General features: G+C 46.7%; 23 protein-coding genes. 12 read left to right on the forward strand and 11 right to left on the reverse strand.

Annotation, left to right across the window (positions count from 1 at the left end):
- Window positions 1-40: 40 nt before the first annotated feature.
- On the reverse strand, window positions 41-580 hold the full coding sequence (locus ACLHR0_RS11450) for a prolyl-tRNA synthetase associated domain-containing protein (protein ID WP_436486654.1): 540 nt from the start codon (window positions 578-580) through the stop codon (window positions 41-43).
- A gap of 250 nt (window positions 581-830) precedes the next feature.
- Here ACLHR0_RS11450 and ACLHR0_RS11455 point away from each other — a divergent pair, with 250 nt between their 5' ends.
- A complete protein-coding gene (locus ACLHR0_RS11455) occupies window positions 831-1,280 on the forward strand; it encodes an SRPBCC family protein (RefSeq protein ID WP_429048508.1) in 450 nt (149 codons plus the stop codon).
- A 68-nt stretch (window positions 1,281-1,348) separates the two neighbouring features.
- On the opposite strand, the gene ACLHR0_RS11460 is transcribed toward ACLHR0_RS11455, so the two are convergent.
- The gene (locus tag ACLHR0_RS11460; RefSeq protein WP_436486656.1) at window positions 1,349-3,019 is read right to left on the reverse strand and encodes a TlpA family protein disulfide reductase; all 1,671 of its coding nucleotides are present in this window, start codon (window positions 3,017-3,019) and stop codon (window positions 1,349-1,351) included.
- A 221-nt stretch (window positions 3,020-3,240) separates the two neighbouring features.
- Here ACLHR0_RS11460 and ACLHR0_RS11465 point away from each other — a divergent pair, with 221 nt between their 5' ends.
- Window positions 3,241-5,841 carry a sigma 54-interacting transcriptional regulator gene (locus ACLHR0_RS11465; protein WP_429064270.1) on the forward strand — a complete coding sequence of 867 codons (2,601 nt, stop codon included), beginning with the start codon at window positions 3,241-3,243 and terminating at the stop codon, window positions 5,839-5,841.
- A gap of 159 nt (window positions 5,842-6,000) precedes the next feature.
- The gene (locus ACLHR0_RS11470) at window positions 6,001-6,756 is read left to right on the forward strand and encodes an SDR family oxidoreductase (protein WP_429048515.1); all 756 of its coding nucleotides are present in this window, start codon (window positions 6,001-6,003) and stop codon (window positions 6,754-6,756) included.
- Window positions 6,757-6,828: 72 nt separating this feature from the next.
- Here ACLHR0_RS11470 and ACLHR0_RS11475 read toward each other — a convergent pair whose 3' ends face one another.
- Entirely contained in the window at window positions 6,829-8,244 is a 1,416-nt protein-coding gene (locus ACLHR0_RS11475) for a PLP-dependent aminotransferase family protein (protein WP_436486659.1), read from the reverse strand.
- An 87-nt stretch (window positions 8,245-8,331) separates the two neighbouring features.
- Between ACLHR0_RS11475 and ACLHR0_RS11480 the strand changes: the two genes are divergently transcribed.
- Entirely contained in the window at window positions 8,332-8,766 is a 435-nt protein-coding gene (locus ACLHR0_RS11480; RefSeq protein ID WP_429048518.1) for a GNAT family N-acetyltransferase, read from the forward strand.
- 15 nt (window positions 8,767-8,781) lie between these two features.
- On the opposite strand, the gene ACLHR0_RS11485 is transcribed toward ACLHR0_RS11480, so the two are convergent.
- From ACLHR0_RS11485 to ACLHR0_RS11505, 5 genes are all read right to left on the reverse strand, one after another.
- Window positions 8,782-9,732, reverse strand: a complete 951-nt coding sequence (locus ACLHR0_RS11485) for a 2-dehydro-3-deoxygalactonokinase (RefSeq protein ID WP_436486661.1) — start codon at window positions 9,730-9,732, stop codon at window positions 8,782-8,784.
- On the reverse strand, window positions 9,719-11,023 hold the full coding sequence (locus ACLHR0_RS11490) for an MFS transporter (protein ID WP_436486663.1): 1,305 nt from the start codon (window positions 11,021-11,023) through the stop codon (window positions 9,719-9,721). Before ACLHR0_RS11490 ends, ACLHR0_RS11485 begins: the two co-directional genes overlap by 14 nt.
- A 21-nt stretch (window positions 11,024-11,044) precedes the next feature.
- Window positions 11,045-12,193: a galactonate dehydratase gene (gene dgoD, locus ACLHR0_RS11495; protein WP_436486665.1), complete on the reverse strand. Its 1,149-nt coding sequence runs from the start codon at window positions 12,191-12,193 to the stop codon at window positions 11,045-11,047.
- 17 nt (window positions 12,194-12,210) lie between these two features.
- A complete protein-coding gene (locus ACLHR0_RS11500; protein ID WP_429048525.1) occupies window positions 12,211-12,834 on the reverse strand; it encodes a bifunctional 4-hydroxy-2-oxoglutarate aldolase/2-dehydro-3-deoxy-phosphogluconate aldolase in 624 nt (207 codons plus the stop codon).
- Between the two features lie 116 nt (window positions 12,835-12,950).
- On the reverse strand, window positions 12,951-13,310 hold the full coding sequence (locus ACLHR0_RS11505; RefSeq protein ID WP_429048527.1) for a SnoaL-like domain-containing protein: 360 nt from the start codon (window positions 13,308-13,310) through the stop codon (window positions 12,951-12,953).
- 199 nt (window positions 13,311-13,509) lie between these two features.
- Between ACLHR0_RS11505 and ACLHR0_RS11510 the strand changes: the two genes are divergently transcribed.
- Entirely contained in the window at window positions 13,510-14,022 is a 513-nt protein-coding gene (locus ACLHR0_RS11510; protein WP_436486667.1) for a putative immunity protein, read from the forward strand.
- A 33-nt stretch (window positions 14,023-14,055) separates the two neighbouring features.
- Here the strand turns inward: ACLHR0_RS11510 and ACLHR0_RS11515 are convergent, their stop codons facing one another.
- Entirely contained in the window at window positions 14,056-14,745 is a 690-nt protein-coding gene (locus ACLHR0_RS11515) for a hypothetical protein (RefSeq protein WP_436486669.1), read from the reverse strand.
- Between the two features lie 111 nt (window positions 14,746-14,856).
- On the opposite strand from ACLHR0_RS11515, the gene ACLHR0_RS11520 reads away from it, so the two are divergent.
- Genes ACLHR0_RS11520 through ACLHR0_RS11545 form a run of 6 tightly spaced genes read left to right on the forward strand, consistent with a single transcriptional unit; the run spans window position 14,857 to window position 20,684 of the window.
- Window positions 14,857-15,921, forward strand: a complete 1,065-nt coding sequence (locus ACLHR0_RS11520; protein WP_429064262.1) for a tellurite resistance/C4-dicarboxylate transporter family protein — start codon at window positions 14,857-14,859, stop codon at window positions 15,919-15,921.
- 36 nt (window positions 15,922-15,957) lie between these two features.
- Entirely contained in the window at window positions 15,958-17,022 is a 1,065-nt protein-coding gene (locus tag ACLHR0_RS11525) for a hypothetical protein (protein WP_429048534.1), read from the forward strand.
- A 39-nt stretch (window positions 17,023-17,061) separates the two neighbouring features.
- Window positions 17,062-19,275 (forward strand): molybdopterin oxidoreductase family protein, encoded by a 2,214-nt coding sequence (locus ACLHR0_RS11530; protein ID WP_436486671.1) that lies wholly within the window; start codon window positions 17,062-17,064, stop codon window positions 19,273-19,275.
- Window positions 19,276-19,298: 23 nt separating this feature from the next.
- Window positions 19,299-19,868 carry a 4Fe-4S dicluster domain-containing protein gene (locus tag ACLHR0_RS11535; protein ID WP_370910607.1) on the forward strand — a complete coding sequence of 190 codons (570 nt, stop codon included), beginning with the start codon at window positions 19,299-19,301 and terminating at the stop codon, window positions 19,866-19,868.
- A gap of 10 nt (window positions 19,869-19,878) precedes the next feature.
- Window positions 19,879-20,406 (forward strand): Rieske (2Fe-2S) protein, encoded by a 528-nt coding sequence (locus ACLHR0_RS11540; protein WP_429048537.1) that lies wholly within the window; start codon window positions 19,879-19,881, stop codon window positions 20,404-20,406.
- A 23-nt stretch (window positions 20,407-20,429) separates the two neighbouring features.
- Window positions 20,430-20,684, forward strand: coding sequence for a DUF6755 family protein (locus tag ACLHR0_RS11545; protein WP_429048539.1), 255 nt, complete (start codon window positions 20,430-20,432; stop codon window positions 20,682-20,684).
- A 20-nt stretch (window positions 20,685-20,704) separates the two neighbouring features.
- Here the strand turns inward: ACLHR0_RS11545 and ACLHR0_RS11550 are convergent, their stop codons facing one another.
- Both ACLHR0_RS11550 and ACLHR0_RS11555 read right to left on the reverse strand, forming a co-directional pair.
- Window positions 20,705-21,346 carry a DUF2461 domain-containing protein gene (locus tag ACLHR0_RS11550; RefSeq protein ID WP_436486674.1) on the reverse strand — a complete coding sequence of 214 codons (642 nt, stop codon included), beginning with the start codon at window positions 21,344-21,346 and terminating at the stop codon, window positions 20,705-20,707.
- Between the two features lie 102 nt (window positions 21,347-21,448).
- A complete protein-coding gene (locus tag ACLHR0_RS11555; protein ID WP_436486675.1) occupies window positions 21,449-22,264 on the reverse strand; it encodes a DUF6597 domain-containing transcriptional factor in 816 nt (271 codons plus the stop codon).
- 279 nt (window positions 22,265-22,543) lie between these two features.
- Here ACLHR0_RS11555 and ACLHR0_RS11560 point away from each other — a divergent pair, with 279 nt between their 5' ends.
- Window positions 22,544-23,431 (forward strand): hypothetical protein, encoded by an 888-nt coding sequence (locus ACLHR0_RS11560; RefSeq protein ID WP_436486677.1) that lies wholly within the window; start codon window positions 22,544-22,546, stop codon window positions 23,429-23,431.
- The last annotated feature ends 12 nt before the right edge of the window (window positions 23,432-23,443 follow it).

Genomic DNA, 23,443 nt, shown 5'->3' on the forward strand with positions numbered 1-23,443 from the left:
GCGAACAATATTTCTCTTTAGAAAAAGCAGTACCGGCATCCTATAGCTGTACCAATTTTGGCGTATGCCCGGTAGAAGGAATAAATTCGTTTATCACCCAGGCTGTACCCAGTTTGAGGTAACTGGTGGTAGTGCCATCGCTGCAACCATACCACTCTTCTGCCAGTATATCATTATCGATCACCAGCTGTACCTCCATTTTCTCATCCAGCATCAGCCCGAATATGGTGGTTGCACCTATATCTGTTCCCAGCATTGATCTCAGTAATTCAACAGGCGCAAAGGACAGGCGGGAAATCGCCAACGCTGCGCTCAGGTCTTTTGTTTTAAAAGGCTTCCCGGCGGTAGTAACCACTAAATAAAAATTTGTTTGCTGCCGGTTGCAGAGAAAAAGCGTTTTTACCGTTTTCATGTTCAGCCGCTCATCTATCCTGATACAGTCTTCCATCGTAATAGCAGGATCATTGTCGACCCGCTCATACTTCACCCCTCTCTCCTCCAACATTTCATATACCAGTTGCTGTAACGGTGTTTTAAACACCGGTGGCCTGGTTTGTTTTATCTCACTGACAAAAAACATATCAATACTCATTATTATTTCTTTCCAAAGAAAAATCACTGGTGGTCAAAGATAACCGATAGGCGTTAAAAAATAACCTGCGACATAAACGGGTCGCAAACCACCCTTTAAATTGTCGTATATAGCCTGCCTCTGAATCTGGTTTTCTTACCATCTTTGTTATGTCAACGATAAATACCAGTGGAGCAGCAACCACTCTAAAAACGGGCGAAACCGAAAAGCCAGATGAGTAGGAACAAAATTATTTCATATGTCAAACAATACTGTTTCACTCCACCGGGTTCTTAAAGCATCTCCCGAAAAGGTATACCGCGCATTTACTGAATCCACTGCAATCGCCTCCTGGCTGCCTCCTTACGGATTTCTTTGTACCGTTCATGAGCAGCAGGCAAAAGTAGGTGGTGCTTTCAAAATGTCGTTCCAGAATTTCACCACCGGCAACAGCCATTCATTCGGTGGAACATACCTGGAACTTAAACCCAATGAGTTTTTAAAATACACTGATAAATTTGACGACCCCAACCTGCCGGGAGAAATGACCACTTCTGTGTGGCTCCGGAAAACGATCGCGGGAACAGAAATAAAAATTACCCAGGAAGGAATCCCCGCTGTGATACCGGTGGAAATGTGCTACCTGGGCTGGCAGGAATCACTGGAAAAACTTGCGAAGCTGGTAGAGCCGGAAATACCGGATGCCTGAGGCAGCGAGCAATATACTTTCAGGGACCACCGGGTATATAATGCCTGATGATCCCTGAAAGTATGTCACTATTGGTTATTTTCAAGCAAAATGTCAATTTTGCTTTTTAGTATTGCCGATCGTCCCGGCGCCGGGGCATTGTCATCCGACACCGCTCCTTTTTTATCGATAAGCACATAGCGGGGTATGCCCGAAAAATTAAATTTCGCTTCCAGCAGCACTGATTCATTCTTATCTGCATAATAATGCTCCCCGCCATCAAACATTCTTTTCACAGTCGTGTCCCATAAGTTTTGATCACACTCCACTCCAACGTATAGAAAAACTATATCTTTCCCTTTTAGTTCTTTTGCCATTGCTATAGAGGCTGGCATTTCACCCATACAGGGCCCGCACCAGGGAGCCCAGAAGTCGATGTATATCACCTTTCCACTGTAACGGGTAACCAGTTTCTGATAGAGCTGTTCCTGTTGCAACTTAAATCTACCCTGATTCCCTTCATGCGAAAATGTACCCGCAAGTTCCTGCTTAAGCTGTTCATTATCCTGTTTTACCAATGCACAAACAGGTTGATTACCGATATGCCGGGTCATAAGCTGCATGTTCTGCGGCAGAAGTGGTTGCCGGAATTGATTTAAATAATTGCTGATTACCCTCGCCAACAGAATATCTGTTCCGATACCAGGAGGCAACTCCCGCGCCAGCCAGGTCTGGATATTTAAATTGTTCCTGAAATTTTTGTAATTAACTTCATACAGGGAATAAAGCTGCGACACCAATGCCTCCTGCGACGGGTTCCGGCTGGCTTTGGGCATTTTAAGCGCCCGTTTATCTTCCTGCGAAACCGGACCGGCATTCGTTTCAAGAAAGGCATACAATTGCGCGTCTGTTACATCAATGGGTATAAATTGCCATCGTCCCATCCACATTTCGAAATATTCCCTTAAAAAAGCAGCGTACTTTCCGGTTACCAGGGCTTTGGTGTTATTAATGGGAATTTCCTTTAAAAAATCAAAATATTCTTTGGTCAGCGGCTCCCGTTTCCCTTGCCGGTGCAGCCAACCATACCTTACCAGATCCTCCGCAGCCCAGTAATGTATGTGCTGGGACATCGCCTGCCGAAAATCATTGCTGGTACATTGGTTCCGGTTGAACACATCCAGGGTATCCAGCATTCTTTTCATCACGGCAAGGCGCCAGGACTTATAAGCGGATTGCTCCAGCGAGTCAATCATTCTCTTTTGGTTGTCGTAAGGAATGATGGCTGGCAGCTTTGGCCAGAAAGCATTTAAGTATTGGTTAAAGTGCGACAACCCACCAGAGAAACGAAGGGATAAAAATGTGGTGCCGGTTTCCCCGGCAGACAGTTTTTTACCTGCCTTGAATGCTGCCAGATCGAAGTATACATTTTCAGTTTGACCAGGCACCGCATACATCATAGAGTAGCTACCATCTATCAGCAGCATAATTTCCTGTGGTGATACCAGGGGGAAAGTAACACTGGATTTTCCGCCGCTGTCTAATTCGCATGGTATCGTTGTGGTAATACCATTATAGACAGAGAAATAGTTCAACTTCAGATATCTGAAAGCATCTGTCTTTGGGTTATAACCTTCAACAAAAATATTGACGGTAACATTCCCGGGATTAAGGGAGGCAGGAACGTTGGATAAAGTACGGGCCTGGCCTGTTAATATCACCGGATAAATAATCAGGAAGAGAATAACGAATTTTTTCATAGCTGCAGATCATTGACCCAGTCAGGCATCATATCTGAAAGCTACATAATATAAGTGTCATTTTAACATAAAATAAATACCCCGGTTCCGGATACTTGTCTTTGCCCCCTTTTATTTTTTTTGTACCTTTTGCCTGAATTACTTCACACCTTTTTGCAAACAAAGATTCAGACACCCGGTTGGGCTGCCCCCATATGAAAAAAACCATCAAAAACGAGTCAGTGCTTCATCCGCCGACGAAAGCAATACTTGAGCAGGAAAGAAAGATATTGCTGGATCTCGGCAACGATATTACCAAAGTAAGAGAGAAAAATGACCTGATCACACTTTTTAAAAACAACATTAAGGGATTATTTTACTTCACGCATACGATTATTACTTTAATAGACTATAAAGACGAAACCTATTATCCATTTCTGCTGGATAATGAAGGATCTCCCATCAGAACCCATCTGAAATATAAGGAACTGGTAACCGGCCGGTTTTCCCTGAACGATCCCTTCATTCAGGCTGTACTGACAGCAGAAGCACCTGTTTCTTTTCTGCTGGAAGAAATAATGGACAAGCCCCAGAGCCCACCTTTCCTTCATGTCAATTATGAAGGAGGGGTAAGGGAAATACTGATGACAAGGCTGATGAAAGAAGGAAAGCCAATGGGTTTTATTCATTTGTACTCGGACCGGACGGACAGCTTTAATCATGAATTCAGAAGTGTAATGAATGGTATCGCACCACAGCTGTCGGGTGCAGTTTCCAATATTATTAAAAACGAAGAATTACTGAATAAAGAAAAAGAGAAATCTTTCCTCCTCGATTTTAGCAGTGCTATAGCCACCGTAAGAACAAAGGAAGACCTCACCCGGGCAGTTCGCACGGCGCTGCGTAAACTTGATCAGCAAAGCGGCTTCGTCATCCGGCGCATCAATGAAGATAAAGCGACGATGAGCGCATATGTGTATGATCTGGGACCAGCAGGCGATGAGAAGTCGCTCGCCGTACTGGTAAAAGCCCAATATCCTGTTAACGATGGCTTGCAAAACCGCGTGCTCAATAGTGCTATTCCTTTACTATTTAATGTAGAAAGAGAAATACAGAGAGGGATCACATCAGCCTATCTGCAATACTGGAAAAAGATGGGCTTCGAAAATTTCGTGGGTATACGGTTGCGCAACGGGGAAACCGATCTCGGAATTCTGCTGCTCGACATTGAAGAGATCAAGATAGACCTGCTGCAGGGTATTTGTGCACAGATATCCATAGCCATGGCCAATATTATGGCTAATGAGCAGGTGAGCAAAAAACAGGAAGAACAAGCCTTTCTGCTGGGCTTCAGCAGCGCCATCACCAAAGTACGCACAAAAGATGAGCTGCAGGCCGCCATCTTCGAGGTGTTGGATAAAACCATGAATACACAGCTTGCCATGATCCGCGTATTGGAAGATGATGGCGTCCATTTGGGCGTATTTATGTTTGACCGCAGGCTATTCGGAAACGCCCAGGCAGATTTTGATAAATTATCTTCCAGTAAAATTAAAATTGATGAAACCTATACTGCACAGGTGCTCGCAAGTAAGGAAGGAATAATATTCAATATAGATGAAGAATTAAGAAGCGGTAATGACTATGCGAAACTTTGGAAATCCACCGGCCTGAAAAATATGTATGGCTTACCGTTACGTATGGGGGACAAGATTATCGGCACCATCTGGCTGCTGGCAGATTCCCTGGGGCCCTTACTCCTGAAAGGTATCTGTTCCCAGATTACTGTTGCCGTGGCAAATATATTAGCAAATGAAAAATTGCTGGCTTATAAAAAGCAACTGGAAATAGAAAATGATTACCTGAAAGAACAGATCAAAACCATATACAATTTTTCTGAAATCATTGGCAGCGGCGACGCGATGCAGGAGGTGTACCGCCTGATGGGACTTGTTGCAGCGTCCAATACTACGGTGTTGATACTGGGAGAAACAGGTACCGGTAAAGAACTTATCGCAAGAGCTATTCACAATGCCTCGCCACGAAAAGAAAACCTCATGGTGAAAGTAAATTGTGCGGCGCTTCCTTCCAACCTCATCGAAAGTGAATTATTTGGCCATGAACGCGGCGCCTTTACCGGAGCAACAGACCGCCGCATCGGGAAATTCGAGATGGCAGATAACAGTACCCTATTCCTGGATGAAATCGGGGAGCTGCCACTGGAGGCACAGGCTAAGCTGCTGCGTGTAATCCAGGAGCGCGAACTGGAGCGTGTGGGCGGTAAACATGTCATTAAAATCAATGTCCGCCTTGTAGCCGCTACCAACCGCAACCTGGAAGAAGAGGTAAAAGCCGGCCGCTTCCGCGCCGATCTGTATTTCAGGTTAAATGTATTTCCCATCAACCTCCCCCCGCTGCGCGACCGGCTGGAGGATATTGAAGCGCTCACGCAGTTCTTCGTAAAGAAATATAGCAGGAACACAGGCCGCACTATCAGGAAAATAGCGCCCAGGGTAATACAGCAATTACGTAGCTATACCTGGCCTGGCAATGTAAGGGAACTGGAACATCTTATTGAAAGAAGCGTACTGCTGGCTACCGACAGCACCCTGAGCGATGTTTTTATTCCGCGCAGTGCAGATGCCGATAAACACGAACAGGCTTTCCTGCAGAACCGGTCGCTGGAAGAAGTGGAGCGCGACTATATTATTGAAACGCTGAAACGCTGTAAAGGCAAGATTTCCGGTGCCGGCAGTGCAGCAGAAGTATTACAAATTCCCGGTAACACATTACACTCTAAAATAAAAAAACTGGGCATCACCAAGAGCGACTACTTCTCCTGATAAAATCCCTTAATAAAGTGAAAGGCCTGGTGGTTTCATTAAATACAGTGAAAAACAGATGCTCCAGCTCTTGCTATTTGATTGATTTTTAATGATTTACTAAAGATGGCATTTGGTTGGCCTGATAGGTAGCATCATTAAAAACAAAAATCAAATTATATGAAAGTCGTAGTAATCGGAGGCACTGGTCTCATTGGAACCAAAGTGGTAAATCAACTTCGTCAGGCTGGTCACCAGGTGATCGCTGCATCCCCCGCAACTGGTATCAACACGCTCACCGGCGAGGGACTGGCGGAAGCCATGAAGGAAACCGATATTGTTATTGATCTCGCCAACTCCCCTTCCTTTGAAGATAAAGCAGTAATGGAATTTTTCCAGACAGCAGGCCGTAACCTGTTAGCCGCAGAAATTAATGCAGGCGTAAAACATCACATAGCATTGTCTATTGTTGGCGTGGATATCATGCAAAACATTGGCTACATGCGTGCAAAAAAAGTGCAGGAAGAACTGATTGAGCAATCAGGCGTGCCTTACACCATTGTTCGCAGCACACAATTCATTGAGTTTATTGCCGGTATCGCCAATCAGGCTACAGAAGGCAATGAAGTGCATCTTTCAGATGTATTGTTCCAGCCTATCGCCTCAGATGATGTAGCAAAGTTCGTGGCGAAATATGCACTGGCTGCCCCGTTGAATGGCAGGGTAGAAATTGCAGGACCTGAGCGTTTTGAAATGTACAAAATTGTGGAGCGTTACCTGCAACTGGCCAACGACCCGCGTAAAGTAATCCCTAACGGTAAGCCTGCGTACTTCGGTGGTGAAGTTACACACAGCGCACTGGTGCCTGCTGGCGAAGCGCAAAAGGGTGCGGTTACTTTCGAGAACTGGTGGGCCACACAGGCGGTGAAAGCATAATAACAGGGAGCTGCGATCTGTTGAAACAAGGTGCGGTCAACAGATCGCAGCTCCCTTTCTAACAATAGATGCTTACATTGAATGTGCCGCCAGTTTGCCCAGCAGCTTTAATTTGTTCCGTACTTCTTCCGACCAGGGTAAACCGATGGAAAGCCTCATGCAGTTTTCAAACTGATCCTGCAGGGTGAATATCCTTCCCGGCGCAATGCTGATCTTCCGTTTTATGGCGCTGTCATACAGTTCGGCGGTATTAATTTTTTTATTGAACTCCACCCATAAAGTAAGTCCGCCCTGCGGCCGGCTGGTTTTGGTACCCTCCGGAAAATATTCCGCTATCGTATTTACATAGTGCTGGTAATTGCCCTGTAAGGTTTGACGCAACCGGCGAAGATGATTTTCATACCGGCCACTTTTCAGGAAACCCGCCACCGCTTCGTGTGTAACAGCAGACGATGATATGGCATGCACCAGCTTCAATTTCAATATTTGCTCCTTGTACCTGCCGGGTGCAATCCAGCCCACCCGGTAACCCGGCGCCAGCGTTTTGGAAACAGCGCTGCAATACAACACCATCCCCTCTTCATCAAATGACTTGCAACATTTCGGGCGTTGAGATCCGAAGTACAGATCGCCATATATATCATCCTCAATGAGCGGGATACGATGCCTGGCCAGCAGCGACACCACTTCTTTTTTATGCTCATCGGGCATACAGCTACCCAAAGGCGTATTAAAATTCGGCACCAACAGGCAAAGGTTGATCTTTGAAATCACCTTCTTTAAAGCAGCTATTTCAATACCCGTGGTAGGATGTGTAGGAAGCTCAAGTACTTTTAGTCCTATACTCCTGGCTAATTGCAGGATACCGGAGTAACAGGGGCTTTCCATCGCAATGGTATCTCCCGGCTTCGCTAAAGCCATCATACAAAAAGATAACGCATTCATCCCTCCGCTGGCAGTAACCAGGTCATTTTCATGCAGGTTTCCTCCCCATGCCAGCGAGCGGATGGCAATCATCCGGCGCAATGCTGCATTGCCCTGCAAAGGCTCATATGCGGTACCACATCCCTCCAATTCACGCGTTGCCTTAACGATCTCTTTGTTCAGCTTCGCCAAAGGCAGCAAACTTCCGGAAGGAACGCCAATCGAAAAAGGCATCAGGTCATCTCTCCCCATATTTTCATATACTTTCCTGATCAGTTCTTCCGGCTCTTTGTTATTACGGGTCGGAGAAGGCTTGCTTACTTCAGGAAGCGGAAGTTTCAGGTAAGGCAGGCGGCTTACAAAATAGCCGGATTGTGGTTTTGATTCAATCAGCGATTGCGCTTCCAACTCCAGGAATACCCTCTTAGCAGTGTTCATGCTAATGCTGTGTTGCCGGCATAATATCCTGACGGAAGGCAGCCGGTCTCCTGCTCTCAAAACTCCGCTCCTGATCTGGCCGGCAATGCCATTGGTGATTTCAGTATACAGAAACTCCTTACTCATTTGTCAAAGATAACTGTGTCCATTAAAATAATCAAAACTGAGACTGTGCTAATCGAGTGGCTGCAGCTATTTTTGCATAAAACAATTATGCCAGCAGTAATTATTAAAACCGGTAAAGAGCACATGGATGTACAGGCGATACATCGTTTCTTAAGTGAAGATTCCTACTGGGCCAAAGGGATTTCGTATGAACTGGTAGATAACTCGCTGCAACATTCGTTTTGTACAGGCGCCTTTACAGGTGGTCAGCAAATCGGGTTTGGAAGGGTGATCACCGACTACTCCACCTTTGGATGGTTCGCGGATTTTTATGTATTGGAAGAATACAGGAGACAGGGAATTTCTAAAAAAATACTGACACACATATTAGCACAACCATGGGCTAAGCGTTTAAGGAGAATAATGCTTAATACCAAAGATGCACACGGATTATATCGCCAGTTTCAATTCAGGGATTTGGCCAATCCGGCATTTGTACAGGAAATTTACCGGCCTGATATTCACCTGCAGTTGCCTGAATAGTGCGCCAGGGAAACGTCATTTCCGATTTGAAATAACGGCCTGTTGTCCCCGTACCAGCGCCTCATCTGCATCTATTACTGTTGCTACGGGAATATTCAATAGCTGGCAGGCCAGTGTGTAAAGCGGAGCATGCTGCGGCCCTGCCACCAGGTATACAGGTGTACCAGGTGGCACAGCCTTCAGTTCTACACCAATGAGCAGGCCGCTTAAATAAAAACGGTTATGGGCGGCAGGGATCTTTTTTAGCAACTGGTTGGTGCGTACCATAAAGGCGGCATGCAGCAGGTTGTCCAACCTTCCGGCCTGTACCCCTTCTGTGAAGCAGGCGAGCGATGCCGGGTCATCCAGCGTTGCGCCGTTTTCTACAGACGCGGCGAGGATACTGTGGGTAGAGAGCAGGTCAAAAAATTCGCCTGTCATGAAGGTTTGAAAACGAATGGCCTGGTGACGGTTTACTACCACATGTTTTGGATGCGTGCCTGGTATGAGCAGCCATTGGTCCTGCGTTGTATGCGGTAACAATGACCCGCAGCCTGCTATTTTCGTTTCTTCGCCACGCATCACATCATGTCCATTGGTGGCGCCGGAAATAATGATGAACCTTTTGAAAGTATGTACCGCCAGATCTGCTCCGCTCATGTTAAAGGGCAGCTCCTTGTAAGGCAACTCTACCATGCCAATGCTGGAAGATGCCATGCCGGACAGCACTACCGGCGTATCCTGCAGCGGAATGCCTGTTCTCTCCGCCAGTGTATCGATCTGGCGATTGATAACCGATGCGAAAAAATCTTCCCGGGCCAGCGATGTTTGCTGCCATTGCTGGTAAGTGCCGGAAATACCAGCACCTGATTTTTCTTCTGCTATGATGTTCAGGTTACTTGTTTCCACCAATCGTAACCGGAAGGAACTGGTGCCCCAGTCACAACTTAAAAAATAATTCATCTGCTGCTGTTTAATATTCATCATCTCCTCTTTTTATCCGTTCTACATTCCCCACCAGGAAAATATACGAGCATGCACCCAGCAGTCCGAGTACTGCCACAAAAACCAACGCCGGCGCAAAGTTGCCTCCTCTTGCCAGGAAACCTATTACAATGGGTACAACAATACCGGCCAGCTGGCCAATGAAGTTAAACACACCGCCTGTAAGATTGATGAGGTGTTTGGGCGCCAACGTAGATACAAATATCCAGGTGATGGAAGCAAAGCCCACTCCGAAAAATGACAGGGACATAAAAAAGATAATGAGCCCCGGTAGGTTTACATAATTAGCGCCCAGTATAAAAGCAGATAGCAATAAGCCTATGATGATGGGCAGCTTGCGTGCTTTTGCAGTAGACACTCCTTTTTTCACCAGGTAATCAGATAAAAAACCGGAACACAAAATGCCTGTAAACGCTGCTACATAAGGCACGGACACCCAATAACCTGATTTAATGAAATCAAGACCCCGGTAGTCTGCCAGGTACTTTGGAAACCAAGTGAGGAAGAACCATAGTGTGGAGTTCACCGCAAATTGGCCGATATAAATACCCCAGAGCTTACGATAAGAAAGCACCGCTTTCAGGTCGGTCCAGCGGAAAGCCGTTTTCTTTTCGGCCGCTTGCTTGTCCAGCAGGCCGCCACCGTTTTCAATATGCTGCAACTCCGCGGCGTTAACCCTTTTGTGCCTGAGCGGGTCCCGGTAAAACAGGTACCATACTATTCCCCAGATGATGCCAATGATGCCAGTCACGAGGAATAGCCCTCTCCAGCCCACCTCCAGCTGGATCATAGATAGTACCGGCATCAGGAAGGCCAGGCCAAGGAACTGGCCGGAGGTATACACAGCAATAGCAGAAGCCCGCTCATTGTCAGGGAACCAATTACTCACCACCCGGTTGTTGATGGAAAACGCCGGTGCTTCAAACACGCCGGTGGCCATGCGGAGGCCAAAGAGAGAGGCAAAGCCTTTTGCAAATCCCTGCATAACCGTGGTAAACGACCAGCTAATAAGACAGATGGCATACAGGATATGCGGACTGAAACGGTTCACCAATATGCCACCGGGTATCTGGAAAAGCAGGTAGGTCCAACTGAAGGCTGAAAAGACCAGCCCCAGTTGCACCGGAGTCAATTTAAATTCCTTATCTATTTCAGAAGCGGCTACCGCCAGGTTGCTTCTGTCCATGTAGTTGATCACTACATTCACAAATATCAGGAACAGTACCTGGTAGCGTATTTTTGAAGGCTTCGCATTAGGATTGAGTGCTTTCATGTAGTTTTTACAGGTCTGTGTTTACCATTCCGCCACACTGCCATCGGTATGCCGCCACACGGGGTTGCGCCAGTTGTGGCCGTCAGCGGCCATTTTCCTTACATGCGCTTCGTTGATCTCTATACCAAGACCTGGTTTGGAAGGAATTTCCACATAGCCATCCTTGTATTGGAATACTGTTTTATCCGCCAGGTAATCCAGCAGGTCGCTGCCCTGGTTGTAATGAATACCGAGGCTTTGTTCCTGGATAAAAGCGTTGTGGCAGGTAGCGTCTACCTGCAGGCAGGCCGCCAGCGCAATAGGTCCCAGCGGACAATGCGGCGCTGCTGCCACGTCAAACGCTTCTGCCATGGAGATGATCTTTTTGCATTCGGTGATGCCCCCGGCATGGGAAACATCCGGCTGGATAATATCCACGTAACCTTCCTTCAGCAGTGTTTTGAACTGCCATTTGGAAAACATGCGCTCACCGGTGGCAATGGGGATGGCTACGTGTTGCGCAATCTCGCGCAGGTCTTCATTGTTTTCCGGCAGTACCGGCTCTTCAATAAACATGGGCCGGAACGGCTCCATTTCTTTGGCCAGTATTTTAGCCATGGGCTTGTGCACGCGGCCGTGAAAGTCGATGCCGATACCGATGCCCGGTCCAACGGCTTCGCGCACGGAAGCGATGCGTTCAATGGCGGCATCTATCTTTTCATAACTATCAATGTACTGCAGTTCCTCCGTAGCATTCATCTTTACGGCCAGGAAGCCCTGTTCTGCCATTTTACGGGCAGCCGCTCCTACTTCAGCGGGACGGTCGCCGCCAATCCAGGAGTAGACCTTCATTTTGTCGCGCGCTTTGCCGCCCAGTAGCTGGTAGACGGGCGCGTTGTAATACTTCCCTTTAATGTCCCACAACGCCTGATCGATGCCTGCAATGGCGCTCATCAGGATGGGACCGCCGCGGTAAAAGCCGGCACGGTACATCACGTTCCAGTGGTCTTCAATATGCATAGGATCTTTGCCCAGGAGGTATTCCATTAACTCGTCCACCGCAGTTTTAACCGTGGCGGCTTTCCCTTCTATCACCGGTTCGCCCCAGCCAATAATGCCTTCGTCCGTTTCTATTTTCAGGAACAGCCAGCGTGGCGGCACCTGGAACAGTTCATAGCTTTTTATCTTCATAACGATGTATTACTTTTTCAGGATTGAATGGCGCGGACGAACTGTTGTGCCTTTATGGCGAGTTGCTGCAAATATTCCGGTGTAACGGCAACACCGGCACTCACCAGGGCGCTGCCAATGCCAAAGCCGGCAGCACCGGCTTTCTGGAAATCTTTGATGTTCTCGGGTGTGATGCCACCTGTAGGTAGCAGGTGCATTTTAGGCAGTGGTGCGGAAATATCTTTGATATAAGCAGCGGAGGTAGCCGGGAAAACCTTGATCATGTCTGCCCCCTGTTTGTAGGCTGCATAAACTTCAGTGGCCGTATAGGCGCCGGGAATGCTCACCACACCCAGTTCCCGGGCTGTTTTGATCACTTCCGGTTCCAGTATGGGAGAAAGTATGAAGCGAGCTCCCGCCGCCGCTGCTTCCCTGGCAGTAGCGGCGTCCAGCACAGTGCCGGCGCCGATGATCATTTTATCGCCCATTTTAGCGGACACTTCTTTGATAACGGCCAGCGGCTCGCTTGAATTCATTGTTATTTCAAGCAGGCGGATGCCGCCGGCATAAATGGCCTCTGCCACCCGCAGCACATCTGCCGGCTGTACCCCGCGGATGATGGCAATGATCTTATGTTCGAGTATCTGAGAGAGTGTAGACATGGAATTTACGCGTATAATTGTCTACCGGAAAGATAAAAATAATTAAGTGTATTTTCAACATTTCTTACACTCCGGGCACGGGAACGCCCAAACGTAATATTAATAATACCAGTAAGCTACATGAAGAACTCCTCTGAAATAATTTTACCATCTTTCACATGATATACGCAAAGCTCACTCATCTTCATACGGTCCCTGCCAATCATCTTGAGATCCATGGTGAGCACGAATGCAATAACATTGCCGGCAATCAATGGTTCCGAAACCTCCGTGCCATACCTGGTTTCCACCATAGCACTGAACTTTTTGTCTTTCTCAGTTAAAGCCTCCCGTCCTTTGGTTTCTATTTCAAAGCCAGGCGTGGCATAGGGTTCTATGCTAACTGCATCATCGGCATACAGTTCTTTTTGTGCCACATCAAATTTTTCCTGCCGGCAAAGTTCCGTTAAACGTGCAGCAATTTGTTCTACTGTCATAATATGGGTTTTTATTGATGAAAATAAAAATACACATTTTATATTACAGGCGGATTTAAAAGAATCGCTATGCGGACGATCTATACCACGGAGATTTTCCGGGTACCTGAATTTTTCAGGATCATGTGTTATGTTACGAGTGTGCTTATGCTGGTAATCATGTCCCGGCTTTTACACTATTCAAAAAAATAATCACTCGATGATATTACCGAAACAAAGGGATCCAAGATTTATAACGATAAGACGTGGTGGCACATTGACAGATACCCATCATCATTTGCTGGCATTATGGGCCGCCAGTTGCGCGGAACATGTGCTCCACCTGTTTGAGCAGGCCTCTGACGACGACCGGCCACAACAAGCAATAGCATTGACACGGGCATGGGTAAACGGAGAAATCACTATGAAAGAAGCGCACAAAACAGCTTTTGCTACAAATGCTGCTGCAAAAGGATTGCCTGATGTCGCCAGGTTTGCGGCACTGGCAGCCGGGCAAGCGGTAGCAGTGGCCCACGTTGCAGCACATGAACTTGGTGCAGCAGCCTACGCCATCAGAGCAGCGATGGAATCCGTTCCTGAAAATGAAAAAGATGAAATGCGGCGCAAAGAATGTCAATGGCAGCGGGAACAACTTCCGGATGCCATCCGTGAACTTGTTCTTGACGATCAGCAATTAAGAAATAATATATGCTGGTTTGTATTCAGCTTGTAAGGAGTAAGCGACAAGTATCCAATACTTATCACCTTATTTACTTTTAAGCCAACTGACATATTTTTCCAGTTCATCGCCTGTTTCGCCTGCCGCCAACGCGAGGTATTCGTTAAGCAGTACCGGGTCTTTTATATATTCATCAATGGCCTGCAGGCAGCCAATCTTATGATACTGCTCATCAACGGTGTCCCACGATTGTTTCAATATCGTCCTGATATCCGGATACTTGAGTTTTGCCAGCGCCAGCAGGGATAACCGTTTGGTGTATTCATCATTGCTATGGTAAAGGTTTAAAAGGATGTGCGCTATTCCGGGCGTTAGTGTATCGAACTTTTTTTCAAAGCAGGCAGCAAACTGATATTTTGCATCATCGTATTCAGTTCCGGATAATTTGGACACGGCCCTGGCAAGTATCATAAAATCTTCGACTGAAAGATCGCCGAGGTTCGATAATACAGGCGCCCGGGATAACCATGCAATCATTCTTCCAATATCCCAATGCCGCGCAATGAGGTAAAGCAAATGAGCCAGATCCTCCTCATCCAGCTGATTGATTTGTCCGGCGGCCAGCAGGGCTGAAAAATAATCTTCTATTGGTTGCCACTCCGGATAACTGGCGTCATTAACTTGCAGGTCCTGTATCTCTTGCAGGGAATAGTTTGCCGACAGCCATTCTTTAAATGAGTTTACAAAAATTTTTAGTGTGGTTTTATGGTCTGTCATAGTTGCATCTTACGGTACAAAATAAAATAGCCGTGTGAATTATCCAACATTTTTATACATCGAAAAAGATTTTTATGCGCAGTAAATCTTAAATTACATAAAACCCTGATCATGTCTAAAGCTGGACTCGCACATCCTGGTCAACCGGTTAACACCACGTCTCTGGAAAACTTCTTCCCTGGTTATTTTGCGCTGATAATGGCTACAGGAATCGTTTCCATAGGAATGTTCCTCTGGTCGCATCCCCGCATGGCCGGTATCTTTCTCGGTTTAAATATATTTTTTTACCTGCTGTTATGGATCATTCTTATTCTACGGATTATAAAATTCCCGGTAGTGGTTTGGAATGATCTCCATCATCCGGCCAGGGGCGTAACCTTCCTCACACTGGTAGCCGGTAACAATGTGCTGGGCAGCCAGGTGGCGCTTATCACCGGTCGCATGGATATTGCGCTGGCATTATGGATAGCGGGGTTTGTACTCTGGATACTGCTGTTATATACTTTCTTCCTTGTAAATATTATGAAGGAGCCCAAACCTTCGCTGGAGCAGAGTATCAATGGCGCCTGGCTGTTAATCGTTGTATCTACAGAGTCGGTGGCTGTTTTGGGGGCCATCATCGCCAACAGCAGCGCACTTCACTGGCTGATTGCATTTATTTCCCTGTGCACTTATATGATAGGTGGCATGTTTTACTTTGTACTTATCGGGCTAATCCTTTACCGGTGGTTGTTTTTCAGCATGAAAGCAGAAACCCTCACACCACCCTACTGGATTAATATGGGCGCAGTAGCGATTATTACATTGGCAGGTTCCCGTCTTGTCATGTATGCCCGGGCACATGAAACACTCGGTGAGTGGGCCGGCTTCGTACAGGCTTTCACGATGTTTTTCTGGGCGTTTGCCAGCTGGTGGCTCCCTTTGTTATTCATCATGTTTTTCTACCGGCACTTTATTGCCGGCGTGCAGTTGAAGTACGATCCACAGTATTGGTCGATGGTTTTCCCACTGGGCATGTACGGTGTATGTACGTATACATATGCGGCCATCACCGGTTTCAGTTTCCTGAAACCTATTTCCGCTTTATTTGTTATATTAGCTTTAGGCACGTGGGTGATCGTGATGATTGGTTTGTTCATTGATCTTTTTTCAGCAAAAAAAATACAAGAGAAATAACCCCGTTGTCTTATTCAGCTATCCAAAAATGTACCCATGCAGCATTCTCTCAATAAGAAAGCGGCCATTATTTCGATTATTGCTACCCTCGTTTGCGTAGTGATTTCATTTTATGGCTCCAGGAAACTGCAAAATTTTGACCCTGCTTTAATTGCCTATTTATTCGGAACCCTGTTTGCGCTGTTCGGAGGCATTTACCGTTATTGCGTATGGCTGCAAAGGCCTCCTACCTGGATGTATTTTAAACGCACCTGGCAACTGGTCTTCTCCGGAAAAATCTTCGCTCATATTTTTTCCCTGGTAGCAGACTCCGTAAAGAACCTCCTGTTCCAGTCTTTTATCTACCCCAGGGGCAAAAAACGGTGGATAGCGCACTTTATGCTGGCGTCCGGCTGCCTGGCGGCATTCGCCATTACCATTCCGCTCACTCTTGGCTGGATCAATTTCACCCTGGACCCTGCATCCGCATTGGATCCGGGAGCTACTAAATTATATGCTGCCAACTTCTTCGGTTTTAAAGTAATGAACTTTAAACTGGGATCGGTTATGGCGTTTTTAATTTTTCATGCTTTAACCTGGTGCTCCTGGTTTGTTATAGCAGGCGCGGTAATTTTTTTAGTAAGAAGATTAACCAATGCGGGCCTGATCGCATCCCAGACCTTTGAAGGCGATCTGCTCCCCTTGATTCTCCTGATCATTATTTCGGTAACGGGGCTGGGACTGAATTTCAGCTATGCTTTTATGAAAGGCATCGCCTATGATTTTATGTCGGTAACACATGCCATCTCCGTTATCCTTTTCCTGGTGTGGATTCCCTTTGGCAAGTTCTTTCATATTATCCAGCGTCCTGCGCAGATAGGTGCGCATATTTATAGGCGGGAAGGAGAAAAGAGAGGCATGGCGATTTGTCCGCATACGGGCAAAGCATTTACCTCCCAGCTACACGTAGACGATCTGAAGACCGTCACCAAACAATTAGGTTTCGATTTCACCCTGGAAGACGGCACCTCTCACCTGGATTACAGCCCGGAAGGAAAACGCTCCCTGCTGGCCAAGGCACATCTGAAGGCCCGGCAGGAAGGCGGTACGCTGTTTGGATAAACGCAAAGAAGCATTACCCGAAAATAAAATACGATCAGCATGGCCAAATTACCCGTTTCCACCGATAAACTGATTGCCCATTTCGGCCCTCATCTCAACTTTGCTCCCCAGGAGGGATACACCGGCAGGGATGAACCTGATGCCACCGTTAAAACTCATTGCTGCTTCTGTGGTATGCAGTGCGGCATTCAGCTACTGGTAAAAAACAACAAAGTGGTTGGGTTCGAACCGTGGATGGAATTCCCCTTCAACGAAGGACGGCTTTGCCCCAAAGGCGTACAGCGGTACCTGCAGGATAATCACCCCGACCGGTTAATGGAACCACTGGAGAGGGTGGAAGGAGAAGGCTTTAAGCCGGTTTCCTGGGATCATGCACTCAGCAGGGTTACTGCCGCTATCAGGCAGATACAGGCCGATCATGGGAAAGATGCTTTCGCGGTTTTATCAGGAGTGTCACTCACCAACGAAAAAAGCTACCTGATGGGAAAATTTGCGCGGGTAGCTATAAAAACCGCCAACCTGGATTATAATGGCAGATTGTGTATGGTGAGTGCCGGCGCCGGGAATAAAAAGGCGTTCGGGCTGGATCGTGCCTCCAACAGCTACGCCGACCTGGAACATGCGGAGGTGATCATTGTCACCGGCGCTAATGTGAGCGAAACCTTCCCTACCCTCACCCATTGGCTTTGGCGGGCAAGAGACAACGGCGCAAAACTGATTGTCATAGACCCAAGGGTTATTCCACTGGCCAGAACGGCAGACATACACCTCGCGATAAAACCAGGAACAGATTCTGCCCTGTATGGCGCCATGCTTAAATACCTGGCGGACCATGATATGCTGGATCATGATTTTATTGATCAGCATACCACCGGGTTCCAGGAAACTATTGAAGCGGTACAGGACTATACCCTTGAATGGGCGGAAACCATTACCGGTATCGAAAAGGAAAAAATACAAATGGCAGCGGAACTATGGGGCAAAGCCAGCACCAGTTTTCTCCTCCATGCACGCGGTATTGAACATCACTCCAAAGGAGTAGACAATGTACTGGGCTGTATCAACCTGGTATTGGCTACCGGCCGCATTGGCCGGCCCTACTGCGGTTACGGCACCATCACCGGTCAGGGTAACGGGCAAGGGGGCCGGGAACATGGACATAAATGCGACCAGCTGCCGGGCAACCGCGACATCACCAATCCGGAACACCGGAAATATATTGCCGGCGTATGGAATATCCCGGAACAGGAACTGCCTGGAAAAGGACTCACCGCCTGGGAGCTGATAGAAGCCATACATCGCGGCGAGGTAAAAGGATTGCTGTCTATCTGCTTCAACCCGCTGGTATCTTTGCCTAATAATAACTATGTGAGGGAAGCCCTCGAGAAACTGGAATTCTATGTTTGCATCGATTTCTTTTTAAACGAAACCGCCAGGCATGCAGATATCGTACTGGCAGGCTCCCTGCACGAAGAAGAAGAAGGTACCGTTACTACTGCAGAAGGCCGGGTAATTCGTATACGCCAGGCCGTTACCCCTCCGGGAAATGCCCGCACAGATACTTCCATTATCCTGGAACTGGCAGCCAGGCTGGGAGAAGCAGAGCGATTTAACTACGCCAGCTCAGAAGCCATTTTTAATGAACTGCGCATCGCCTCCAAAGGTGGCACGGCCGATTACTATGGCATCACTTATAAAAAAGTGGAAGATAATATGGGCATCTTCTGGCCCTGCCCTTCCGAAGATCATCCGGGCACACCACGACTGTGGGAAGATAAAAAATTTGCCACCCCGGATGGTAAGGCTCATTTTAACCCGGCACCGTTCCGGCAACCATCAGAGGTAACTGACAGCGAATACCCGGTAGTACTTACCACCGGACGGGTAGTATCACAGTACCTCAGTGGCACACAAACCAGGCGGATCGGCAAACTGGTGGGGCTGATACCCGAGCCGCTGCTCGAAATACATCCTGAACTGGCACAACGATACAATATCCGGCAACGCGAAACCGTACGGGTTACCACCAGGCGCGGCACGGCCGATTTCCCGGCAAATATTGTGGAAACAATACGAAAAGACACCGTATTCATCCCCTATCACTGGCCTGGCAAAAAATCAGCCAACCAGCTGACCATCGGCACACTGGACCCGGTGTCAAAGATCCCGGAATTCAAAGTATGCGCGTGCCAGCTGGAGCCGTTGGGAGTTTTCACCCAGCCGGGCGAAGTACCTGCATTTGACAGTATCTGATTTACACAAAACATAATAACCTGATGGAAGTTACCGCCTACAAAACCGATATGGAGTTCTTCGTGGACATGCAGCGCTGCATTGGCTGCAAAGCATGTGAAATGGCCTGTGCGGAATGCGAAACCAATGGCCACGAAAGTATGATCCACGTAAATTACGTGGAACGCGCTGTTACTATCCAAACCACGGTGCAGGTATGCATGCACTGCGACGATCCCGTATGCGCGAAAGTGTGTCCTGCTGACGCTATTTCCAAAGATGACTTTGGCGTTGTACACAGCGCCAATACCGCGCGGTGCATAGGCTGCTCCAACTGCGTGATGGCTTGTCCTTTTGGCGTACCCATCAAAGAAGAGAAATACGACATGATGATGAAATGCAACATGTGCTACGACCGGACCAGCGCCGGCAAAAAACCGATGTGCGCCACTGTTTGCCCCAGCCAGGCCTTGTTTTACGGCACCAGGGAAGAAATTAACCGGATGCGCCCTAACAGTACCCCCGTAAATAAATTCATTTTCGGGGAACAGGAAGTGACAACGAAAGTAAATATCATGATGCCCAAAGGAAGCACCTTTCTGAAAATCCATTAAACTGAACAGTATGTCTGATAAAACTGCAAAAGCACCTCATTGGAAAGAGGATTTTCCGATAGAAAGAACCGAAGCCACCAAGGTAAGCCGGCGGGATTTCGCCCGCTTCCTTTGCCTGGTTTCCGGCGGTCTTGCAGCGGGCAGCGCCTACGTAGCTGTTAAAGCGAATTTCTTTCCGCCAGAAGAAGTAACAGGAGAACACTTTGTTTGTAAAGCAGCCAGCGTTCCTGTAGGAGGTACCCGTTCCTTTGTTATTGAAGGAAGCACTATCCCATATATTCTCATACGACTGGAAAACGGTAACTGGAAGGCATATGAACAAAAATGCACCCATCTTTCCTGTGCAGTATATTATAAGCCAGGCTCCGGGCAGATTGTATGCCCCTGTCATGAAGGTTTCTTTGACGCCATGACAGGTGAAGTGCTCGCAGGGCCGCCGCCCAGGCCATTACCTGCCCTGGAAGTATTGCTGAAAGGGGATGATGTGTATGTGAAAGCCGGGAATCAGAATGCTGCTAAAAACGCAGCTGCCATTTAAAAATCTATCTAACAATATTAAAAATGAGCAATTTTAAAGATGCACAAAATAAAGCGCACCCAAATAAAACAAACACGCTCATATCTGCGCTGATCATTATTCTTATCCTGAATATCGGCATCCAGATATGGCTGCTTTATACCAGTCTTAATAACGCCCTCGGCGAAAACAGGGATATTGCCCTGCCGGCATTTCTGGCCTCACTGTTTTTATTCCTGATAGGTTTCTTCTGGCTGCATTTCCTGCCTATGGGATACCGGAAAAATGACCGGGAATAAAGGGAAATACATCAGGAAGTCTATACAAAAGCTGCATTTAAAAAATCATTGAGCGGCTTCAGGGATCTATAAATTTCAGCCAACTTCTTTGGGGCATCTTTTTCCAAAAGCGCTTTATCAGCAATAGGACAGACGGCTACGAAATTTTTCAGTTTCAGGTACTCCCCTACCGGATCATCTTTATCAAAGCCGGAAGGAACACGTTTTAGCTTTCCTTCCTCGCTCAAACCGCCGAAATAATGCCGGAAACTTTCTTCGCCCACAATTTTCTCAAACTCCCGTACATTGCCGGAAATCTCTTTCCGGAGCGCTTTCAGGTTGTCCTTTTCCAGCATATAAATACCACCTGCCAGAAAGGATTGCCCAGGCTGGATATGCAGATAGTAGCCGGCTTTTCCTACCGCTATGCTTGCCCCGAAATTGGTTTTATAAGGGGCTTTGTTATGAGAAAACCTCGTGTCGCGATATATCCGGAAAAGTGATTTGCCGGCATCTGCTTTCGCTATATTCTTATCAAATTTGGTCATTTGCCCTATCAGTTCTTCAACAAAAGAAATAACATCTTCGCGGGCATCCGTATAAATATTTTTATGCTCATTGAACCATTCCCGGCTGTTGTTCGCGTCTAATTTTTCCAGAAATTTCAGGGTAGATACTTTCATGTTTTAGTTGATTGAATAGAGCACCATTAGATGCTCCATTGTCATGTGAGGCAGCAAAGTTATGGTGTGCCTCAAACATAAAATTGTAAAAATGGGACAATGCTAATCTTTCCTGTCAAAGATCAGGGACATCTTTAAGTGGTCGCCATAAAATTCTTTGGGTGTCAGTCCTGTAAATTCCTTGAAATCCTTAATAAAATGCGCCTGATCGTAATATTCGGCCTGGTAAGCTAGTGCAATAAGACTGGCAGGTTCCTCATTCAGCAATACTTTCAGCGAGGCTTGCAACCTGATGGTTTTTGAGAGTTGTTTCGGACTCAAACCAATAGCTGATGAAAATTTACGTACTAATTGCCTGCGATTGGTATTGGTTTGTTTGGAAAGTTCTTCAACGGAAAGTTGCCTGCTGGCTGTTAGAATAGTTTCAACAGTTGATTTTACAATGTGGTCAATGGTGGCAGTATCCGTTAACCGGCTCAATAAAAAGGCTTCTATCAATTTTATTCTCTCCGATGTTGAATCAGCGCTTAAAATCTCCTGCCCGATTTCCTTTCCGTCCTCTCCAAACAGCTGTTCCAATGAAACGGCTGTATTCTCCATTTCTTTTATTGGTATGGTTGTAAAGGGCAAAAATCCGTATGGACGAAAACGGACAAAAAAAGTACCTGTTTCTCCCGTCGGTTCTACTTCAAGGGGACGTGTCAGTTGCCCGATTACAAAGCATTTCGGCAGGACAACACAACTTCCGTCTTCCAGGTATTGTTTATACAAATCGCCATAATGAAAAATCATTTTCATACTACCATCAGGAACTATGGTGTTTTTCCCAGGTGTTTTTTCTTTCGGGCTTTCCAAGGTCCAATAACATTCGACAAGTGACGATAAGTCCTGGTGGGGTTTATAAATTTGATGGTTCATTTATTGGACGGTATTTGTTAGTGCTGCGATACGTGGCTTCATTTTTAGCAACGATCACTTTCCATTGTCAAAAATAATAGTGGCCACTTCTCATTACAAGCGCCAATATATAAAAATAAAATAGAACTTCTTCAGAAGCAGATAACCGGGTTTGTTTGAAACGTTTGCAACTACATTTTTGTTCAAATCAAAACAATCATCTGTATTAGTGGGTTATATACTTTACCAGGCACTTTGAAGATGACGATTTTATTTCCCTCATTCATTAACTGTTAAAAAATGAAAAATAACCGATATCTGTTAAGACAGCCCATATGTGTATGGGCAAGGAATATATGCTACATCATACCTGTTTGCATTCTCTGCTCATTCCAACTCCAGGCACAATCGCAACACACCAAACCTGGCCCGCCCTGGTATGTGGAGCGATTCAAAGTTTCTGCCGGCGCCTTCTTTCCCATCAACAACACCGACGTTTCTGTTGGCTCTACGGATAGTAGAATAGGCACCGATATTGATTTTGAAGACGACCTGGGTTTTAATAAAAATACCGGCACCTTCCTGCTTGATCTCCAATGGAGAGCCAGCAGGAGATCAAGATTTGACCTGAGCTATTACAGGGTAGCCAGGAACTCTGATTACAGGCTGCAGAAGGACATTACTTTCGGTGAAAATACCTATAACATCAATACGAGTATAAACGCATTTTTCAATACTGATATCTACAGGTTCTCCTATGGATATGCTTTTTTCATAAACCCTAAATTTGAAGCAGGATTATTAGTGGGCGCGCATATTGTTGGTTTGGACGCCGGCATAAATGTAGTGGGCGCTAATGTGGGTGCTTCTTTAAAAGATAATTTTGGTATCACAGCACCACTCCCCGACTTTGGCATATGGGGCGGCTACAGTTTCGCAAAGAAATGGTATATCAATGCCGAGGTTGATTACTTCGCGCTGACGGTAAACGACTATAAAGGAAGAATACTTGCTTATACCGCAGCAGTAAACTACCGGGCCGTGAAAGGACTGGATGTAGCTGTTGGGTATACTGGTTTGAATGCCCGTATCGACGCGGAAAAAGACAGGCTGCTCGGTTACTTTAAATGGGGATATAATGGTCCGTCTGTTACGGTTAGTTATACATTTGGAAGAAGCAAGTGGTAGTTGCGAAACAAG

This window comes from Chitinophaga sp. ARDCPP14 (genome assembly GCF_051362515.1).
GTDB lineage: Bacteria > Bacteroidota > Bacteroidia > Chitinophagales > Chitinophagaceae > Chitinophaga.

Coding starts and splice junctions, on each gene's coding strand:
- ACLHR0_RS11450 (WP_436486654.1), bottom strand. CDS start 580: ATGTTTTTTGTCAGTGAGATAAAACAAACCAGGCCACCGGTGTTTAAA.
- ACLHR0_RS11455 (WP_429048508.1), top strand. CDS start 831: ATGTCAAACAATACTGTTTCACTCCACCGGGTTCTTAAAGCATCTCCC.
- ACLHR0_RS11460 (WP_436486656.1), bottom strand. CDS start 3,019: ATGAAAAAATTCGTTATTCTCTTCCTGATTATTTATCCGGTGATATTA.
- ACLHR0_RS11470 (WP_429048515.1), top strand. CDS start 6,001: ATGAAAGTCGTAGTAATCGGAGGCACTGGTCTCATTGGAACCAAAGTG.
- ACLHR0_RS11475 (WP_436486659.1), bottom strand. CDS start 8,244: ATGAGTAAGGAGTTTCTGTATACTGAAATCACCAATGGCATTGCCGGC.
- ACLHR0_RS11480 (WP_429048518.1), top strand. CDS start 8,332: ATGCCAGCAGTAATTATTAAAACCGGTAAAGAGCACATGGATGTACAG.
- ACLHR0_RS11485 (WP_436486661.1), bottom strand. CDS start 9,732: ATGATGAATATTAAACAGCAGCAGATGAATTATTTTTTAAGTTGTGAC.
- ACLHR0_RS11490 (WP_436486663.1), bottom strand. CDS start 11,023: ATGAAAGCACTCAATCCTAATGCGAAGCCTTCAAAAATACGCTACCAG.
- dgoD (WP_436486665.1), bottom strand. CDS start 12,193: ATGAAGATAAAAAGCTATGAACTGTTCCAGGTGCCGCCACGCTGGCTG.
- ACLHR0_RS11500 (WP_429048525.1), bottom strand. CDS start 12,834: ATGTCTACACTCTCTCAGATACTCGAACATAAGATCATTGCCATCATC.
- ACLHR0_RS11505 (WP_429048527.1), bottom strand. CDS start 13,310: ATGACAGTAGAACAAATTGCTGCACGTTTAACGGAACTTTGCCGGCAG.
- ACLHR0_RS11510 (WP_436486667.1), top strand. CDS start 13,510: ATGATATTACCGAAACAAAGGGATCCAAGATTTATAACGATAAGACGT.
- ACLHR0_RS11515 (WP_436486669.1), bottom strand. CDS start 14,745: ATGACAGACCATAAAACCACACTAAAAATTTTTGTAAACTCATTTAAA.
- ACLHR0_RS11520 (WP_429064262.1), top strand. CDS start 14,857: ATGTCTAAAGCTGGACTCGCACATCCTGGTCAACCGGTTAACACCACG.
- ACLHR0_RS11525 (WP_429048534.1), top strand. CDS start 15,958: ATGCAGCATTCTCTCAATAAGAAAGCGGCCATTATTTCGATTATTGCT.
- ACLHR0_RS11530 (WP_436486671.1), top strand. CDS start 17,062: ATGGCCAAATTACCCGTTTCCACCGATAAACTGATTGCCCATTTCGGC.
- ACLHR0_RS11535 (WP_370910607.1), top strand. CDS start 19,299: ATGGAAGTTACCGCCTACAAAACCGATATGGAGTTCTTCGTGGACATG.
- ACLHR0_RS11540 (WP_429048537.1), top strand. CDS start 19,879: ATGTCTGATAAAACTGCAAAAGCACCTCATTGGAAAGAGGATTTTCCG.
- ACLHR0_RS11545 (WP_429048539.1), top strand. CDS start 20,430: ATGAGCAATTTTAAAGATGCACAAAATAAAGCGCACCCAAATAAAACA.
- ACLHR0_RS11550 (WP_436486674.1), bottom strand. CDS start 21,346: ATGAAAGTATCTACCCTGAAATTTCTGGAAAAATTAGACGCGAACAAC.
- ACLHR0_RS11555 (WP_436486675.1), bottom strand. CDS start 22,264: ATGAACCATCAAATTTATAAACCCCACCAGGACTTATCGTCACTTGTC.
- ACLHR0_RS11560 (WP_436486677.1), top strand. CDS start 22,544: ATGAAAAATAACCGATATCTGTTAAGACAGCCCATATGTGTATGGGCA.